Annotated in this window: 17 protein-coding genes; 10 read left to right on the top strand and 7 right to left on the bottom strand. The window is 58.7% G+C overall.

Annotation, left to right across the window (positions count from 1 at the left end; genetic code table 11):
* Positions 1–44: 44 nt before the first annotated feature.
* Positions 45–812 (bottom strand): TSUP family transporter, encoded by a 768-nt coding sequence (locus tag H7B67_RS02800; RefSeq protein WP_185118279.1) that lies wholly within the window; start codon positions 810–812, stop codon positions 45–47.
* A 118-nt stretch (positions 813–930) separates the two neighbouring features.
* Complete coding sequence (locus H7B67_RS02795; RefSeq protein ID WP_185118278.1) at positions 931–4,425, bottom strand: choice-of-anchor I family protein; 3,495 nt, start codon at positions 4,423–4,425, stop codon at positions 931–933.
* A 224-nt stretch (positions 4,426–4,649) separates the two neighbouring features.
* Here H7B67_RS02795 and H7B67_RS02790 point away from each other — a divergent pair, with 224 nt between their 5' ends.
* The 6 genes from H7B67_RS02790 to H7B67_RS02765 all read left to right on the top strand — a co-directional run bounded on the left by H7B67_RS02790 (position 4,650) and on the right by H7B67_RS02765 (position 10,365).
* Positions 4,650–5,078 carry a GNAT family N-acetyltransferase gene (locus H7B67_RS02790; protein ID WP_185118277.1) on the top strand — a complete coding sequence of 143 codons (429 nt, stop codon included), beginning with the start codon at positions 4,650–4,652 and terminating at the stop codon, positions 5,076–5,078.
* Between the two features lie 117 nt (positions 5,079–5,195).
* Positions 5,196–5,717, top strand: a complete 522-nt coding sequence (locus H7B67_RS02785; RefSeq protein ID WP_185118276.1) for a TetR/AcrR family transcriptional regulator — start codon at positions 5,196–5,198, stop codon at positions 5,715–5,717.
* Positions 5,718–6,072: 355 nt separating this feature from the next.
* Positions 6,073–7,530, top strand: coding sequence for an MFS transporter (locus H7B67_RS02780; RefSeq protein ID WP_185118275.1), 1,458 nt, complete (start codon positions 6,073–6,075; stop codon positions 7,528–7,530).
* A 2-nt stretch (positions 7,531–7,532) separates the two neighbouring features.
* Positions 7,533–9,020, top strand: coding sequence for a multicopper oxidase family protein (locus H7B67_RS02775; protein WP_185118274.1), 1,488 nt, complete (start codon positions 7,533–7,535; stop codon positions 9,018–9,020).
* Positions 9,021–9,061: 41 nt separating this feature from the next.
* Positions 9,062–9,925 (top strand): Rossmann-fold NAD(P)-binding domain-containing protein, encoded by an 864-nt coding sequence (locus H7B67_RS02770; RefSeq protein WP_185118273.1) that lies wholly within the window; start codon positions 9,062–9,064, stop codon positions 9,923–9,925.
* 92 nt (positions 9,926–10,017) lie between these two features.
* Positions 10,018–10,365: a DUF805 domain-containing protein gene (locus H7B67_RS02765; RefSeq protein ID WP_185118272.1), complete on the top strand. Its 348-nt coding sequence runs from the start codon at positions 10,018–10,020 to the stop codon at positions 10,363–10,365.
* 39 nt (positions 10,366–10,404) lie between these two features.
* On the opposite strand, the gene H7B67_RS02760 is transcribed toward H7B67_RS02765, so the two are convergent.
* From H7B67_RS02760 to H7B67_RS02750, 3 genes are read right to left on the bottom strand one after another with little or no spacing between them, the layout of a single operon-like run.
* On the bottom strand, positions 10,405–11,025 hold the full coding sequence (locus tag H7B67_RS02760; protein ID WP_185118271.1) for an ABC-2 transporter permease: 621 nt from the start codon (positions 11,023–11,025) through the stop codon (positions 10,405–10,407).
* Positions 11,018–11,890 (bottom strand): ABC transporter ATP-binding protein, encoded by an 873-nt coding sequence (locus tag H7B67_RS02755; RefSeq protein WP_185118270.1) that lies wholly within the window; start codon positions 11,888–11,890, stop codon positions 11,018–11,020. Before H7B67_RS02755 ends, H7B67_RS02760 begins: the two co-directional genes overlap by 8 nt.
* A complete protein-coding gene (locus H7B67_RS02750) occupies positions 11,887–12,276 on the bottom strand; it encodes a GntR family transcriptional regulator (RefSeq protein WP_185118269.1) in 390 nt (129 codons plus the stop codon). Before H7B67_RS02750 ends, H7B67_RS02755 begins: the two co-directional genes overlap by 4 nt.
* Before the next feature lie 138 nt (positions 12,277–12,414).
* Between H7B67_RS02750 and H7B67_RS02745 the strand changes: the two genes are divergently transcribed.
* Both H7B67_RS02745 and H7B67_RS02740 read left to right on the top strand, forming a co-directional pair.
* The gene (locus tag H7B67_RS02745) at positions 12,415–13,893 is read left to right on the top strand and encodes a protein adenylyltransferase SelO (protein WP_185118268.1); all 1,479 of its coding nucleotides are present in this window, start codon (positions 12,415–12,417) and stop codon (positions 13,891–13,893) included.
* A gap of 105 nt (positions 13,894–13,998) precedes the next feature.
* On the top strand, positions 13,999–14,709 hold the full coding sequence (locus H7B67_RS02740; protein ID WP_185118267.1) for a tyrosine-protein phosphatase: 711 nt from the start codon (positions 13,999–14,001) through the stop codon (positions 14,707–14,709).
* Between the two features lie 49 nt (positions 14,710–14,758).
* On the opposite strand, the gene H7B67_RS02735 is transcribed toward H7B67_RS02740, so the two are convergent.
* On the bottom strand, positions 14,759–15,862 hold the full coding sequence (locus H7B67_RS02735) for an ABC transporter substrate-binding protein (protein WP_245363709.1): 1,104 nt from the start codon (positions 15,860–15,862) through the stop codon (positions 14,759–14,761).
* Between the two features lie 174 nt (positions 15,863–16,036).
* Here H7B67_RS02735 and H7B67_RS02730 point away from each other — a divergent pair, with 174 nt between their 5' ends.
* The gene (locus H7B67_RS02730; RefSeq protein WP_185118265.1) at positions 16,037–17,146 is read left to right on the top strand and encodes a FecCD family ABC transporter permease; all 1,110 of its coding nucleotides are present in this window, start codon (positions 16,037–16,039) and stop codon (positions 17,144–17,146) included.
* Between the two features lies 1 nt (position 17,147).
* On the top strand, positions 17,148–17,915 hold the full coding sequence (locus tag H7B67_RS02725) for an ABC transporter ATP-binding protein (RefSeq protein ID WP_185118264.1): 768 nt from the start codon (positions 17,148–17,150) through the stop codon (positions 17,913–17,915).
* Positions 17,916–17,977: 62 nt separating this feature from the next.
* Here H7B67_RS02725 and H7B67_RS02720 read toward each other — a convergent pair whose 3' ends face one another.
* On the bottom strand, positions 17,978–18,244 hold the full coding sequence (locus H7B67_RS02720; RefSeq protein WP_185118263.1) for a DUF6171 family protein: 267 nt from the start codon (positions 18,242–18,244) through the stop codon (positions 17,978–17,980).
* Positions 18,245–18,262 lie beyond the last annotated feature (18 nt).

The following is an 18,262-nucleotide window of genomic DNA, read 5'->3' as shown; positions in this document are numbered from 1 at the left end:
GGGATACCGGACCGAAGTTCATTTTTATCGCAAAAATATTCCTGTTAAGCTAGCAATAACCAGACCTGCCGGGCAATGAGCACGAGGCTTACCGCGAGGAAAAGCAGCCGGACGTAGCGGGAGCCTTGTTTGATGGCGATACGGGAGCCGATGAGCGAGCCCGCGACCATCGCCGCCCCCATGACGAGGCCAATGCCGAAGGCGACTTGTCCGAGCAGCAGGAACACGACCAGGCTGCAGACGTTGCTCGTGAAGTTCAGCAGCTTCGCGTTGCCGGCCGCCTGCACGAAGTCGAGCCCCGAGAGCAGGAACGCGAAGATCAGGAACGAGCCGGTTCCCGGGCCGAAGAAGCCGTCGTAGCCGCCGAGCAGCAGAGCGGCCGCGGCCATCCCGAGCTTGCCCGCCCGCGATAGCGTTCTTGCCGCATCCCCGCGAACCGCGCCCCAATCGCGTTTCAACAGCGTATACAAGGTTACCGCGATCAGCATGGCGACGATAATCGGCCGCATCCAATCGGAGGATACCTGCTGCAGAAGAAGGGCCCCGCCTGCCGCTCCTATTGCGGTTAGAGGGACAAGCTTACCCGTACCTCTCCAGTCCACATAGCCGGATCGCATGAAGGTCAAGGTGCTGGTCAGGGAAGACAGCGTCCCGGCCAGCTTGTTGGTGCCTAGCGCCAGGTGGGGCGGAAGCCCCGCCGTCAGCAGGACGGGGACGGAGATCAGCCCTCCTCCTCCCACGACGGAATCGATAAAAGCGGCGAGAAAACCTCCCGCCGCGACTAGAATGACCATCTCCAAAGTAAGTTCCATAGATGCGTTGATGCCTGCCTTTTTCGCCTTATCTAATAAAAGCTCCTCTATTGTCGCAGAAAAGGGACAAAAAGAGAACCGGGAGCCAGGGAGGCTCCCGATTCTCTTCGATCCGTGCTTATTCGAGGAAAGAGGCGATAATCTTCGCGATCTCCGCGCGGGTGATCGTCTTCTTCGGATTCAGTTGGCCGTCCGAGCCGCCTTGCAGCACTCCCGCCTGTACCAGCGCGGCTACCGCTTCTCTGGCCCAAGGAGAGACCTTGCCGCCGTCCTTGAAGGAATCCAGGGCGGTGTCTCCGGAAGCCGCATCGAGCTTAACCTTGATGGCTCGGTAGAGCAGGACGAACGCTTCCTCGCGGGTGAGCTCCTGGTTCGGGCGGAAGCTTCCGTCCGAGAACCCGCCCGCGATTCCTTGCTCGGCCAGCTTGTTGATGGAAGAGCTGTACCACTTGCCGTTCGGCACGTCCGAGAACTTGCCGCCGGAGGTTCCGGTCGTGTCCAGCCCGAGGAAACGGGCGAGAACGGTCATAAACTCGGCGCGCGTGATTTGTTTGTTCGGCTGGAAGCTGCCGTCCGGCATTCCTTGCATGATGCCTTGAGCGGCGAGCTTGCCGATGGATTCGCTCGCCCAATGTCCGCTGCTTACGTCGCTGAAGCTAGGAGCGGACGGTTCCGGATTCGTCGTGGCCGGAGGCTTAGGTTCCGTGGATGGCTCCTCCGGCTCCGGACTCGGCTTCGTCGTCGTAGGCGGCGTATACGGGTTGCTTGGCGCGGCCGACACCGTAACGACGGCCTCGGCGCTGCCGTAGCCGTCGGCGCTGACGGCGCGAATGACCGCCGTGCCCGCGTTCTGCGGACGAACGACGCCGTTCGCGTCGACGGTTGCCACCGCCGTGTTGGAGCTGGTCCAGGCGACCGTCGCATCGCTGCCGCCGACCGGGGTTACGGTAGCCTTCAGCGTCGCGGAGGAACCGAATGCCGTCAGCGACAGAGCCTTCTGGTCCAAGACGACCTTCGTCGTATCCAATTCATAGACGGCTACCTTGCCGCCAACCTCGAAGGCGGCCAGAAGGAGCGGCTTGCCGGTCGGGCTTTCTTCCGCCGGAATGAATTCGAGGCCTTCCGGACCGGTGAACGTGTCGAGATTCTTCTTGCCTTGCTCATTCAGGAAGACGCGGCTGTTCGTGTAATTCGCGAACGTCGGTGCCGCCGGATTCGTTACGTCGTACGTCATGATGCCGCCGATGCGTTCCAGTCCGACGAATGCGAACACATGGTTGCCGACGACGCCCGTCTTAACGTCCTCCGGTTCGGGACCTTTCTTCGTGCTGCGGTCGTCCATATCGACTTTGCTGTTGCTGGCGTTGAAGAATTCCGGAAGACGCTGCGAAGTGATCGTCTCGAAGTCGCTTCCGCTGTCGTACACCTGCTCCATCGTTTCGGCGTTCCAGATCGAGAAGGAGCGCCCGCCGAGCATGTAGATGCCGTCGTTGCCGCGGTCGGTCAGAACTTCCACGGCGTCGTATTTATCCGTTCCGTTCACGAAGGCGTAAGCTTCCGATTCCGGATCGAGAGAGCTCTTGATGTCTTTAAGCTTGGCGATATTCACCCGAGTCGGATCCTCCGCCGGCCATTCGGTGGCGTCCCCTTCGTTCGCCGTCAGCAGGTAGGTTACGCCGCTGACGCTATAAGAGGCGATTCCGTCCGGCATGTAGGTGCCTTTGAACGGTACGTTCTCCAGCAGGATCGATCCGTCCTTTTGCACGTCGAGCGCGTTGGCCGCTTCGTTGAAGTCCTTAAAGCCAAGGCTCTTTACGGACAAGACCTTCTTCCGAGCGATATCGATTACCGCAATCGCGTTGTTCTCCTGCAGGGAGACATATGCCAAATCATTCTTATCGGACAAGGCGATGTATTCAGGCTCGAAATCCAGATAAGCATCCGCTTTGGAGCCCTTGGAGCGAATAACGCCGTCTTCGTCAACGCTTCCGCGGATATGAACGTCGTCGGCAATGACCGATTGATCGTTAAAATAAACCTGAGCGGTCACGCTCGTCTGCGTATCTACGATCGTCACGCTGCCGGCGGGATCGTTAACGCCGTCGCGAGGCTCCGCTTCGTCCGCGGACAGAACGTAACGGCCGTCCTTCGTGGACTTGATCATATCCGGCTGAATACCGGCCTTAAAGGAACGGATCAGATTGCCGTCGTAGTCGAGCTCGAGGATGAGGCCTTGTTTAAGAAAATCCTCTTCTTGGACGGCCGCATAGATTCTCTTGGTCGTCGTATTCACGTCAACGCTCGTCAGATCGCCGAACGAGAAGCCTTCCGTCTTCTCGGCGAGGTCGGCTACGAGAACGCTTTTCTCTTTCTCCAGCGTGCCGCCGGCTTGTCCCAAGCTTACGATATCTAAGCTCGGAGGATTCGCGGAGCCGTTCACGAGATAGAACTTGCCGTTGTCCTTGTTGTACTTGACGATCTCGGCGACTCCGCCGTCTTCATTCGTGGTGCCGACGGAATATTCCGCGATCTTGTTGATGGCCAACGTGTCGTTCATCGTAGGACGATACGTGTCCACGTTAAGCGACAGCGTCGTTTGCTTAACCCTGGCGGGGGTGGCGCTGTCCGTGACCGTTACTTGGACCGGAATCCCCCTGGCAACTTCGGTAGGAGTACCGTAAACGGCCCCCTCTGCCGACAGGTTAAGGCCGTTAGGCAGTCCCGTGGCGGTGAAGGCGTACGGCTCGTCGCCGCCATAGACGGAGATCGCCGCCGAATAAGGCTGATTCGCATAAGCGGTCGGAAGGGAGGTCGTCAGAATGCGGAGCGCCGCCCAGTCTCCGTCCGAGCTGTCGTGCGGGCGGTTCGCTTCGAGCTCCGCGCCCGCGATCTTGCTGTAATCGACTTGAACGAAGTCGGCTTTGTTGTTGTCGGTATCCTGGAAGTCGATGCGGCGCACCGCTTTCTTCTTGGATTGGCCTTCGGCATCGCCGGACGGGTAAGCCGTTTCGTATCCGTCGATGTCGCTTCCGTCGTCGTTGCTGCCCGTTCCGAGCATGTCCACGTAGCCGGCAGGCTTCGTGACGAACGGGTTCACGTCGGTTACGAGAGTCGGGCTGCTCATGAGGACAACCTTCAGGCCTTTGTTGTTGATGTAGCGATCCCACGTAAGATCGCCTTTATTCGACAGATCCACTTTGGCCCCCGACGTGCCTGTTGCCCTGCCTTTAATCAAGAAAGAGGACTTGGCTTGGATCGTGCCGTGGAGGTCGAACTTCTCCCAAGCGTTCGTCGGACCCGTCGTGTTCTTGTTGCCGCGATCCGCATATTGCAGCGACCAGCCGTCCAGGCTGATATCGCTGTCGGTCGGGTTAAACAGTTCGATAAAGCCGTGAGAAGCGAATGCGTCGCTTGCGCCGCTCAAGCCAGCGCCGTACACCTGCTGAATGACGATATGAGGCACGGAGACGTTATACTGTCCGTTTTGGTCGTAAGGCGTTCCCGGTATTACCGACACCGGTTCCGCTGCAGACGCGATTCCTGTCAGCCATGCTCCGACGGACATCTGAGCCGCCAGAAGCGTTGCGACAAGCTTCTTCGTGGTACGATTCAAAGTCAGATCACTCCCATTGGATAGAGTTGGACTATTCTCTAGTGTAGATGGGGACTATTCGACTACTGTTAATGAATGTGTAAGCGCAGTGTTAAATTGGCCGAGCTCAAATGAATGAAGGGTGCCGAGGGCTGCGGACCAGTCGAAAATCGGCGAATTGGCTCTGTCGCAAGCCTTCGAATTCGACTAAAGTAGGGAATATGTCCCGATGAGAGGTGAGTGCAATGACGATTAAAGTCATCGATAGCGAGGAAGAGATAGCCGCGACCTATTCGGTCATGAAGCAGCTGCGCCCGCACCTGGAGGAAGAGACCTACGTGAGCGCGATCAAACGACTGCAAGCGGAGACCGGATACCGGCTTGTCGCGTTGTACGAAGAAGGCGTTGTCCGAGCGGCCGCCGGATACCGTATCGTCCGTACGCTGGCCAGCGGCCGATTCCTGTACATGGACGACCTCATTACCGAAGAAGCCAGCCGTTCCCGAGGGTATGCGAAGCGGTTATTCGATTGGTTGGAGAGAGAGGCGGCGGATCGGGAATGCGAGGCCTTGCATTTGGATTCCGGGGTTCAGCGGTTCGAGGCTCACCGATTCTATCTGAAGCAAAAGATGAGAATCTCCTGCCATCACTTCGAGAAGTCCATAACCATCTGAGGAGAACGAGCCTCCCGAATTCGGGAGGCTTCGCCTTCGGAGGCGGATTTGCATTGGCCGATCGTTCCGTTTATACTAACGGTAGTGATTAATCAATAACTAATTGAGGTGAGCCCCATGGCCAAGGATTCCGCTACTTCCGTCAACCGCAAATCCGAGATCTTGTCCGCCGCGATCGAGGTATTCGCCGAGACCGGCTACTACCGGGCGACGACCGCGATGGTCGCCGAGCGGGCGAAGATTTCCCAGCCTTACGTTTTTCGCTTTTTTCCGTCGAAGGAAGCGCTCTTGCTGAGCGCGCTCGAGGTTTCTTGGGAACGGATTGTCGGTTCCTTCCGGCAAGTCGTCCAATCGGCTGCGCCGGAGAACATGGAGAAAGAGCTGATCGTCGCGTACGAACGAATAATGGAAGAGCATCGCAACGAAATTCTTCTTCAGATGCAAGCGCAGACGATCGCCGAGGAGACGATTCGCGAATCGATGCGCGGCGGATTCCGGGAGGTGCGCGAGATCGTGCTGGAAGCGTTCCGGGGCGCGGGGATCGAGAAGCCGGAGGAACGGACCTTCCTGTTCCTGGCTAGAGGAATGCTGTGCAACGTCGCGGATGCCATCGATATGCCCGAATTGAAGATGACGTAAGGAGACGCGAAGCGTTCTCCTTCTCCTCCGAAAGGGGAGTCGCTACAAGCGGAGAAAAACAAAAAAAGTTATTGACCAATCACTAACTATGCTTTATGATGAAATCAAGTTAGTAATTGATCAATAACAAATCGAGCCTGCCATCTCCCAAACGAAAGGAGAGTTCCCATGAACAGCCGTTCCGCGCGTAACCGCAAGCTCGGCCGAACTCAACGGACAAACGCGGCTAAGCAGCTCCCGTTGAATCTCTATCCGCAGCAAGCTGCCGGGTATGGCAGCGGCAAGGCATGCAAATCCGCATCGAGTAGTAAGTAATCAATCAATCACAAACCAAAACCAAAAGGAGAATGATCCAATGAATCTCAAGGCTGCATCCCATTCCTCGGCGGCCGCGGCAAAGCCCGCCCCGCAATCCGCCGCTCAGCTTCGCTGGTGGGCGCTCGTCGTTCTGGCTCTCGCCCAATTCCTGGTCGTGCTCGACGCGTCCATCGTGAACATCGCGCTCCCTTCGCTGGGCTCGGACCTGAACCTGAATTCGGAGCTGCTCAGCTGGGTGATCACCGCTTACGTTCTTCCCTTCGGAGGCTTCCTGCTCCTCGGGGGAAGGCTGGGCGACCGCTACGGACACCGCCTGCTATTCCTGTCGGGAGTCGCCGGCTTCACGCTCGCCTCGGCCGCCGCGGGCCTCGCCCAATCGGGAGCCTGGCTGCTCGCGGCCAGAGCGTTCCAAGGCGCTTCGGCCGCTTTGCTTGCCCCCGCCGCTCTCGCTCTGGTAGCCCGGCTGTTCCCGGATCCGCGCGACCGGGCGAAAGCTCTCGGCATCTGGGGAGCGGTCGCCGGAATCGGCAGCGCCGCCGGCGTTCTTCTGGGCGGGGTGCTGACGTCCGCTTTCGGCTGGTCCGCCGTCTTCTACGTCAACGTTCCGATCGGCCTTCTGGTCGTCCTGACCCTTCCTTCTCTCGTCTCTCGGGACCGGAGAGGAGAACGCAACGCGCTCGATATGCCGGGCGCCGTCACGATCACCGCCGCTCTTGTCGCCTTGGTCGCCGCTCTCGCCCGGATCGAGAGATCGGGCTGGACCTCTCCGGTTACGCTGGCGTTGGCCGGAGTATCCGCGGCCGCCCTCGCCGCTTTCCTTCTGATCGAACGCCGGGCTTCCCAACCGCTGCTGCCGTTCTCGATCTTCCGCAACAAATCGGTGCTTGGCGGCAACCTGGCCATGTTCCTCATCGGAGGAGCCACGACGGGCTTGTTCTTCGCTCTCTCCGTCTACATGCAGCAAGTGCTTCTTTACGGCGCCATGAAGGCAGGACTTACGCAACTGCCGCTTGCCGGCGCTCTGGTTCTCGTAGCCGGCGTCATCCCGGCGATCGTCTCGAAGCTCGGAACCCGCCTGACGCTGGCCGTCTCTCTGTTCGTCTTGGCCGGAGGCCTGGTCTGGCTGGCTCAGGCGCCAAGCGAGGCTACGTTCGCGGGGAACCTTCTTCTGCCGTCCATCGCGATCGGCCTCGGACTAGGAGGCGCCTTCGTCGTCGGCACCGACCTCGCGGTCCACGGCGTCTCGGAGAAGGAAGCCGGCCTCGCCAGCGGCTTGGTCAACACGGGTCAACAGGTCGGCGGCGCCGTGGGCCTGGCCATCCTAACGACGGCGGCATCGATGCGAACGACCAATCTATTGGGCGAGGGAGCCTCCGAAGCGAACGCCTTAACGGGCGGGTTCCAATGGGTGTTCCTCGGCGCGGCGATCCTATCCGCCCTGGCAGGCATTCTCGTTCTCCTCATCGTACGGTCCTCTCAAGGAAAGGGGAGATAAGAATGGCGAAGAGCCTCGGCAAGAAAAGCAAGAAGAAGCTGTTTCTGTGGGGAATCCCAGCCCTCCTCGTCGGACTCGCATTGGTGCTGGTCGCCGTTTATTTCTGGCAAATTCGGCTGCAGAAGCCCGTCGAAGTCAACATGGCGCATCACCATCATGAGATGAGCGCCGATATGGCCTCGATGCCGGATCATTCCCATGCGTCGTCTTCGGCCATCGCCTGCGAAGCCATCGTAGAGGAGGATACGGACGCCCCCGTCAAGACGTATGAGCTCGTCGCTGCCAGGACGGTCCTGTCCCTGGGGAACGGCAAGACGAAGGCTGCTAGGACCTTCAACGGCACCTCCCCCGGACCGGAGCTTCGCGTGACGGAAGGCGACAAGGTCGTCGTCACCCTCAAGAATAAGGATATCGAGGACGGAGTTACGCTCCATTGGCACGGAATCAACGTGCCGTGCTCGCAGGATGGGGTGGCCGGAGTCTCGCAAGACGCCGTAGCTCCCGGAGAACAGTTCACTTACACGTTCGTCGCCGACGAACCCGGCACCTACTGGTACCACTCCCATCAGATGAGCTCGATTCAGGCTCGAATGGGCCTGCTGGGCTCCATCGTGGTCCTGCCTAAATCGGCCGGCGCCGAGACCGAGATCATGGATGTCAACGCGATCTATCAGGAATTGGATTCCACGCCGCTTCTGAACGGCTCGGCGGAAGGATTGACTTTGGACGGCCATCCGGGCGACCTGGTAAGGCTCCGCTTGACCAACGCCGGGAACGGCACCCTTCGCTTCCGCGTCGACGGGGCTTCCTTCCAAGTCGCGGCCATGGACGGGCACGAACTGAACGAGCCGGGACCGCTCCGGGACGTCGAGGTTCCGGTCGGAGCCGGCCAGCGGTACGACCTGCTTTTCCGAATACCCGATTCCCATAAGGTCGTCGTCCGTAGCGACTCCTTGAAGAATCTGCCCATCACGATAGGAGAAGGAGCCGTTCCTCCCGAGTCCGGAGGCAAGGAGAGATTCTCCTTCGTCGACTACGGCTCGCCGCTCGCGGAGGGTCAGGATCGGAAGCCGGCCGCGGATCGAGGCTTCGAGCTGAAGCTGGGCCAGTCGTTGTTCGTCAACACCATCAACGGCCGATCCTTTCACGAGATTCCGCCGATGAACGTGAAGGAAGGGGAGACGGTTCGGATCGCGATCGTCAACGAAGGAGGCGGCGACCATCCGTTCCACATCCATGGGCATACGTTCCGGGTATGGAGCAAGAACGGCGTCCCGCTGACCGGCAGTCCCGTCTACCTCGATACCCTGCTGACGACCAAGGGCGACCGCTTCGAGGTGACGCTGACCGCCGACAACCCGGGGCTGTGGATGGCGCATTGCCATAATCTCGAGCATGCCTCGATGGGAATGAGCATGATGCTCAATTACGAAGGAATCACGACGTCCTATACGGTCGGAACCCGTTCGGGCAACCTGCCGGATCTCTAATGAATATTACCGACATTAATGATTAAAGGAGAGAATGATCGATGCATAAAGCGATGATCGTCAGAGTAGGCAACGGAATCGAAGAGGTTATGATCGAACGGCTGCTGGGGCAAGGGGTCGAGGTCGTCGCGTACTCCGGGTCGGAGCGGAAGCTAGCCAAACTGCGGGAACGCCATGCCGATTCCTCGCTGCTGCAAACCGTGAAGGGGGCTGCCGGAGACGAGGGCGGGCTGCTGGCTGCGGCCCGGGGCGCGGACGCGATTTTCTGCTGCGTATACGTCGCCTATGACGAGCGGGAGGAACGCGTCGAAAGGATGCTTAACGCTCTCAATTATGTATCCGGGACGCTGAACATTCCCCTTGTCCTTCTGGAAGGAACTTACCGCTTCCTAGCCCGGAAGCCGTTCCGCTTCTCGTCGCCGGACCGCGTCCTGCGCCTGGCGGCGCCCGAGCTTTACGGGGAGACGGCCGCCGACACGGTTATCCATTATTATCTGAAGAAAATAGCGAAGGGGGAAAAGCCGGACGTCATCGGGAATCCCCAAGCGGCGAGAGGGTATTTGTACTTGGGAGACGCCGCGGAGTACGCGATCGAGCTTGCCCGGGAGGAGTCCTCCTACGGCAAGACATGGCTGCTGCCGGCCGGCGCTCCCCTGACCTTGGCCGAATTCGGCGAGCGGGCCGCCGCGGCCGCCGGTTCCGGGTCGCGGCCGTCGAGCCTGAGCCCTTGGAAGCGCCGGCTGCTGGGGTGGGCAATGCCCGAAATGAGGGAGCTCTTGATCCGGTACGAGCTTGCCGGGGTAGAGCAGGAGTCGCCGACGGAATTCCGGGGCCGGCCTCTCCGGACGGACTATTCGGAGGGAATCGTCCGAACGATGGAGGGATTAAGCCGGCGGTATCGATAAATCGGCGATTGCGGCCCCCGTCCACATGGAAACAGACAAACCCTCATATAGATGAAGGAGGGGCGTTCACTCTGTCGCTAAGGAGAGATCCTATGGAATGGTACGTGCGGGTGATGAGGAAATACGCCGTTTTCGAAGGGAGAGCCCGGAGAAAAGAGTTCTGGATATTCGCGCTGGCGAATTTCGTCATCGGAATCTTGCTTTCCATTATAGGAACGATAACGTCGACCGGCGATTCGCTTCGCGATCTCTACAACCTGGCCGTCCTTATCCCGAATCTCGCCGTGGGCGTCAGAAGGCTCCACGACATCGGCAGAAGCGGTTGGTGGCTGCTGCTTGCTCTCGTTCCGATTATCGGAGCTGTCGTGCTTATCGTATTCTGGTGCATCGACAGCGAGGGAGACAACCGATACGGGCCGAATCCCAAGTACGCTGAATAGAGCCGCGCAGAGAAGCCGGGCCCCTGAGGGAGCCCGGCTTTATCCTTCCATATCCTTGCGGGAGAAGATCGAGAGCGACAACCGATAGGAACCGTAGAATAGGACGAGTCCGAGCAGCGGCAGGCCGACCGTCAGCTGAGCCTGGGAAGGAATGCCGACTTCCGATAGGTCGATCGACTTGTTCAAGCCTCCCGCTAGCGCGGATGCCAGGAAGATCATAAGAACGGAGATGATGGAAGAATTTCGGCTGCCGAGAATGTAATACAAAGGATAATAAATAGCCGAGAATAGCAGAGCCACGCTGGAGGCGATCAAGACGGCCGTTCCGGTCAGCGGGAAGCTTTGATCCAGGATATGTTCGTTCAGAAGATACATGATCGCGGCTAGAGCGAGTCCGATTCCGATATAAACGAAGACAGACAGGTACTTCGCCAAGACGATTTGGCGGCGGCGGACCGGCAGGCTTCCGACGAACAGCATGCTCTTGTTGCGAAGCTCGATGTTGGCCACGAAGATCGTGAGCATGATGGCAGGCAGCAGGCTTACGAGCAAGGGGGAATAGGGACTTGTCGCGATCGTACCGAACACGAGCCCGTACCCCAGCACGAATAGAAAGTACCATTTTAGCGAAATCAGGTCCTTGCGTATCAAATTAACCATGAACGGTCACCCCCTTGGCCGTAAAAAACATAATGTCCTCCAGAGTGGCGCGTTCGATCCGGGCGAACCCGGAGAACAACCGCTCGGCTTCCTCCCGGTCGCTCGTCAGCGCTTCGAAGCCGACCGGCGTCTCTCGAATGCCGACGAACGAGCGGCGGACGTCCGCGTCCAGAAGCGAGTTCTCGGCCCGCACGACCGCGTAGCGATCGAAGATCTCCTCCTTGGATTCGTGGAAAACCAGCCTGCCTTGGTGCAGGAACGCGATGTAGTCGGCGACGCGGTCCAGGTCCGTCGTGATATGCGTCGAGAACAGGATCGTATGGCGTTCGTCCAGCATCAGCTCCGCCAGAATATCCAACAGCTCGCGACGGAAGACCGGGTCCAAGCCGGCGGTCGGTTCATCCATGATCAGAAGCTCCGCTTGATGGGACAGCGCGAAGGCGAGCGCCAGCTTCATCTTCATTCCCTTGGAGAGGCTCCGGATCAGAGCCTTCGGTGAGAGTCCGAACCGATCCAGATATCGGCGGAATAGACGGTCGTCCCACTTCCGGTAGAAAGGAGCGTAAATACTCTTCATGGCTTGAATCGACAGGTGCTCGTAGAAGTGGCTGTCGTCCGCCACGTAGCCGATCCGCTCCTTGAGCTCCGCTTCGTTCTTGGCGAGCGGTTCTCCGAATAGCCGCACTTCGCCGGCAAGCGGCAGGCTCATTCCCATCAACAGCTTGATCAACGAGCTTTTGCCCGCGCCGTTGGCTCCGACGAGTCCGGTGATATAGCCTTGCTTGACGTTCAGGGTAATATCCTCAAGGGCAAAACGGCCGTATCGCTTCGTCACGTTGCGGACTTCGATGCAAGGGTCGTTCATTCGGCAGTCTCCTCCATTTCTTCAAGTACGAATCTCATGTGGGCGACCAGCTCGTCAAACGTCATCTGCAGCGACCGGCTCTCCTGAAGCACTTCGGCTATTTTGCCCTCCAGCAGCCGCAGTCGCTGTTCTTTAAGGAATTCCGGGCTGGCGCCCGAGACATATGAGCCCTTGCCCATGACGGAATCGATCAAGCCTTCCTTCTCGAGCTCCTCGTATGCGCGCTTGGTCGTAATGACGCTGATCTGGAGATCCTTGGCCAGCTGGCGGATGGACGGCAAGCTCTGCCCGGGGGCCAGCTCTCCGCCTATAATCGAATCCCGGATCTGGCGTACGATCTGTCCGTAGATCGGCTCGGGGGAAGAATTGGACAAAATAATCTGCATGGAGGTCACCGCGCTAAGTGTATTTAAAGTATATATTCAGTATATACAGTATATATAATAAAAGTCAATAAGCCATCCATCGCGGAAGAGGGTATAATGACATCCATAGACGATAGTGAAGAAAAGGGAGGAATGACGATGAACGAGGAACGGACGGGCAGCGACGCGGCCGCGGGCTGGAACTTCGACAACAGCTATTCGCGGCTGCCGGAATCCTTCTTTACGCGCATTGAGCCGATGCCGGTGAGTTCGCCGCGCTTGATCGTCTTGAATGAGCCGCTTGCGGCATCCCTCGGGCTGAACGCGGAGGCGCTAAGCAGCGAGGATCAAGTAGCGGTTCTTGCCGGCAACCGGATTCCGGAGGGCTCGGCGCCGTTGGCTCAAGCTTACGGCGGCCACCAGTTCGGCCATTTCAACAGGCTGGGCGACGGAAGGGCGATCCTGCTGGGCGAGCAGCTTACGCCGTCCGGGGGACGTTTCGATATCCAACTGAAGGGATCGGGCCCGACCCCATACTCCCGCCGAGGCGACGGCCGCGCCGCTCTCGGTCCGATGCTGCGGGAGTACATTATCAGCGAAGCGATGTACGCTTTGGGCATTCCGACGACCCGCAGCCTGGCCGTGACGTCTACCGGAGAGACGATTTACCGCGAGACCTCCCTGCCTGGAGCGGTCCTGGCCCGAGTGGCCGCGAGCCATCTGCGCGTGGGAACCTTCCAGTATATGATGGCATGGGGAACGGCGGAGGATGTTCGCGCGTTAGCCGATTACGCCATCGAGCGCCATTATCCGGAGATCGCGGATTCGGAGAAGAGGTATCTCGCTTTGCTGGAGGAAGTCGTCAAGCGCCAAGCCGAGCTTATCGCCCAGTGGCAGCTGGTCGGCTTTATCCACGGCGTCATGAACACCGACAACATGGCGATCAGCGGAGAGACGATCGATTACGGTCCTTGCGCCTTCATGGACGCTTACGATCCGGCTACCGTGTTCAGCTCCATCGATACCCAGGGCAGATACGCCTACGGCAATCAGCCTCCGATCGCCGGCTGGAACCTGGCCCGATTCGCGGAGACGCTGCTGCCGCTCCTGCATGAGGACGAGGAGCAAGCGGTCGTCATCGCGGAAGAGACGCTCTCGATCTACCCGGAGCTGTATCTGAAGCACTTCCTGTCCGGCATGAGAGAGAAGCTGGGCCTCTTCGGCGAAGAGGAGGAGGACGAGACGCTGATCAAGGATCTCCTGGGTCTGATGCAGGAACATCAAGCCGATTACACGAATACGTTCCGTGCGCTTACTTTGAACGAGAGGGAGAACTCCCCCTTAGCGGGAATCGCCGAATTCGACGCGTGGCATCGGCGCTGGGAGGAGAGACGCTCCAGGCAGTCTCCATCCCAAGAAGCGTCGTATGAGCGGATGCGAAGCCGCAACCCGGCGGTCGTTCCGCGCAACCACCGGGTCGAAGAAGCTCTTGAAGCCGCCGGACAAGGGGATCTTAGCCTGATGGAGAAGCTGCTCTCCGTGTTGCAAAATCCTTTCGCTTACACGGCCGAACAGGAGGAATACGCGAGGCTTCCCGAACAGCCGGACCTTCCGTACCAAACCTTCTGCGGCACTTAAATCGATCGCCCGCGGGTCGCCGAACGACTCGCGGGCGATTTTTTGCATATTGCCTGATGGGAGGAACCCTGTTAGGATAGGTCGAAACGGAAGGAGGGGATTGCCATGATCGACATTCATTGTCATATCTTGCCCGGAGTAGACGACGGCTCGAGGGATCTGGAAGAATCGGCAGCCATGGCTAGAATCGCGTATGAGGACGGAATTCGGGATATCATTGTCACTCCTCACTTCAACGAGGTTTATCTCACCATGGCCGATCGAGTCCATCGGGAGCTGGAACAACTTCAGAAGGAGCTGGACCGGCAAGGGATCGGCATCCGGCTTCATCCGGGCAACGAGGTCCGGGTGGAGAGCAAGGATTTCTTCGACGGCCATCATCGAAGCGGCGCTTTCTCCCGGCTGGGATGGGGAGGCACGCACGTCCTGGTCGAACAGCGATGGAAAGGCTACGACCCCGATACGCCCGAGATCGTGGAGAGGCTTCTCGATGCCGGAATTACTCCGATCCTCGCGCATCCGGAGCGGCATTATTTCTTCCGCGAGAACTCCGAGGATCTGCTTCGGCTGATCGAGCTCGGCATGTGGACACAGGTATCGGCGGACAGTATCGTCGGCAACTTCGGTCCCGAGGCGCAGTCCTTCGGCCGCAAGCTTATCCAGGCGGGACATGCCCACACGATCGCCACCGATGCCCATAACGTGGAGCGCAAGCCGAACCTGAGCGCGGGATTGGTCGTGTTCGAGGAGATCGCCGGCAAGCAGGCGAGGCTGGAGCTGGAGGCCCGCATGCGGAGCATCGTGGACCGCTCCTAACGACAAAGGCGTTGAAGAAGCCTGTTTAGGCTTCCTCAACGCCTTTCGTTTATTGCGCCGTCATCTCGTCCGCGAGCTTCTCGACGCCTCCGACAATCTGATCGCCATATCCCCAGTACGTGTTGAAGTCGATGACATAGACCTTCTTGTTCTTGACCGCGTTGATGTCCTTCAACTGCTCGTTCTTATACAACTTATCCAGCGTCGTCTGAGCATCCGGCGATCCCGTATACCAAGACAACAGCAGAACGTCCGGATTGGCGGCGATGAGCTGCTCGAGGCTGATGCTCGATTCCTCCACGTCCGCGAAGGCGTTCGTCAAGCCCAGCAGGTTAAGGACATCGCCCTGGAACGTATCGACGTAGCCGCTGTACGTGTTGATGCCGCCTTCGCCGTTGTCCGACACGTAAGCGAATTTCTGCTCCGGAAGGCCGGCTGCCTTCGTCTTAAGCGCTTCGGCCCGGACCTTCAGCGCGTCCACGTATTCCGCCGCCTTGTCTTGGATGTCGAAGATCTGCCCGATATTCGAGATGTCCTGATAGAGGCTGTCCAAGGTGGCGCCTCTCACGCCCGTGCTGTGTACGAAAGTGTTGATGCCCAGATCGTTCAGGCTGTCTACCGTCCCAACGCCCCAATCGGCATCCGCGAACAAATCTGCCCGCCCCATGACCAGGTCCGGATTCGCGCCGACGACCGGTTCCTTGCCGACGTAATCCTTGGAGAGAACCGGAATCTTCTCGAATTCCTCCTTAAGCTCGGGATCCATTTCGCCGTACAGGGCGGCCACGCCGACCATCTTGTCGGTCAAGCCGAGCCGGATGAGCATCTCGGCGATCGGCTGCGTGTTCGCCACGACGCGTTCGGGCGCTTTCTCGAACGTTTGATTCTTCTTGACCCAGGTTCCGGAATCGCCCGACGAGGTATAGTTCTCGATGGTGAGCGGGTAGGACGTCTTGCCGGCGGCCGGCGCCGATTCGGAAGGAGCCGCGCTCTGGCTTGCCGAAGGCGAAGCGGAAGCCGAAGAAGATTCGGACGGAGAAGCGGCGCCCTCGTTATTCGAATTGCTGGAACACCCCGCCAATACCACTAAACAGATAGCAAGACAGAATGCCGATATCGCTTGCCAAGAACGAAAATTTTTCAAAGAATTCAATGGATCATGACCTCTTTTCAACTTGTTTTTGTCTCTCGACATGACTGATAAGGATTATCATTATCAATATTAACGAAAACGAACGCCCTGTCAATCATTAACGACGAAATAATTGACAAAGATAATCATTCTCACTTATTCTGAACGTATCGATTCGGAAAGGGTAGGATTGGAATGACCGATATTCAAGCACAACCCTTGAGGCCGTCCTACGAGCGCGCGCTCGTCACTAGCCGGTATGGCTTCCTTTTGGTTCAGCTCGTTCTCCTAGCGATCGCGATATTCTCAATCGGAGTGGCGATATCGATCGGACAGGTGCATATCCCGCTCGGAGATTCCTTCCGGATTCTCGTCTACAAGCTTAGCGGGATCGAGATCGGGGACATCCCGGCGCTTCTTCAGGGGCAGGGAGCGAATATCATCTGGAACATCCGATTTCCCCGGGTGCTGCTGGCGCTTCTCATCGGAGCGGGACTCAGCCTGTGCGGTACGATCATGCAAGCCGCCGTCCAGAATCCTCTGGCCGATCCGTACATCTTGGGCGTCTCCTCGGGCGCGACCCTCGGCGCGACCTTCGCGATCATGATCGGGTTCGGTTCGATCGGCTTCCTGAGCCAGATGGGAGTCGCTTTCGGCGCGTTCGCCGGGGCGTTCGGAGCCGCGATGATGGTCATGGTGCTGGCGGGACTCGGCGGGAAAATGTCTTCGGTGAAGCTGGTCCTGTCCGGGATGGTCATCAATGCGCTCTGCACGGCGTTCGCCAACTTCATCATCTACTTGGCGAACAACACGGAAGGGATCCGTACGGTCACCTTCTGGACAATGGGAAGCCTCGCGGCCGCCAAATGGGATAAACTCCCGCTCGTCGCCATCGTCATGGGACTCGCCGTACTCTTCTTTCTTTTGCAATCCCGTATACTCAACACGATGCTGATGGGCGACGAAGCGGCCGTTACGCTCGGAATCAATCTAAGCGCCTACCGCAGGCTATACTTGCTGTTGACGGCGATCGTTACCGGAGTCTTGGTGGCGAGCTGCGGCATGATCGGCTTCGTCGGCCTCATCATTCCTCACCTGATCCGGGGGCTCGTCGGCTCCGATCATCGGCGGCTTCTGCCGACGTCGATCTGGATCGGCGGGATTTTCCTCGTGTGGACGGATCTCCTGGCAAGGGTCCTGATCCCGAAGGTCGAGCTTCCGATCGGGATTATTACGGCGCTCATCGGCGGTCCTCTGTTCATGTACATGCTGATCAAAAAAGGCTACAGCTTTGGAGGCAAATAAGATGGAGCTGAACGTAAGGGACCTCTCCGTCTCGCTGGGCGGAGCGTCGATCGTCAACAAAATCTCTCTTCAAGTGCAGGAGAAGAAATTCGTCGGCCTGCTCGGGCCTAACGGCTGCGGCAAGTCGACTCTGCTGAAGAGCATCTATAAGGTCATCAAGCCCGACGAGGGCCAGGTCCATCTGTCCGGCACCGACCTGCTGAAGTCCAGCCCGAAGGCGGTCTCTCAGCTGATGGGCGTCGTCGGCCAGTTCAACGATCTCAGCTTCGACTTCACCGTGCGCGAGATGGTCATGATGGGGCGGACCCCGCATAAGAAGCTGCTCGACGCGGATAACGCGGCCGACTTTCGGATCGTGGACGAGGCTATCCGCAAGGTCGGCCTGGAAGCCTACTCGTCGCGCAGCTACTTGTCGCTGTCCGGCGGAGAGAAGCAGCGGGTCATTCTGGCCAGGGCTCTTGCCCAGCAGCCGCAGTTCCTCGTTCTCGACGAGCCCACGAACCATCTGGACGTCAAATATCAGCTTCAGATCCTGAATATCGTGAGGTCGCTGAACATCGGCGTGCTGGCCGCCTTGCACGACCTGTCCCTGGCGGCGAAATATTGCGATTACCTGTACCTGATCAAGAAAGGAAAGGTCGCGGCACGAGGGGAGCCCAAGGAGGTGCTCACACGGGAGCGGATCGCCGACGTCTTCGAGGTGGAATGCGAAATTTATGACATCCCCGTCACTGGGGGACTAGGTATCGCTTACCTGGCATCCAAGTAAGGGAATACAATGAACAAAGAAGGCTGCCCTGCTTGCGATCGGCAAGAGGGCAGCTTCTTATGTTATGCGCTCCAGAAGCCGTGCTCGCCGCCGGGAGCGGGACAGGTCTTGTCCTTCAGCTTCGCCCGGACCTGCACGACGCAGCCGCAGTAAGCGCACGTCGTGCCGTACTGCAGGGAAGGGCAGGCGAAGCAACGGGAGAGACGCCGCTCGTAAACCTCGTCCGTCACGCACATCTCGCTTATCCTCGAGACTTTCTCCACCATGCGCCGAATATTTTCATCGGATAGATACACGCTGGCCGAACAGCCTTTGCAATCCTCGTTCAAGGCGAACCCCTCTCTTTC

The organism is Cohnella thailandensis (assembly GCF_014212135.1).
Classification (GTDB): Bacteria; Bacillota; Bacilli; order Paenibacillales; family Paenibacillaceae; genus Cohnella; species Cohnella thailandensis.
This window is presented reverse-complemented; position numbering and strand designations above follow the sequence as displayed.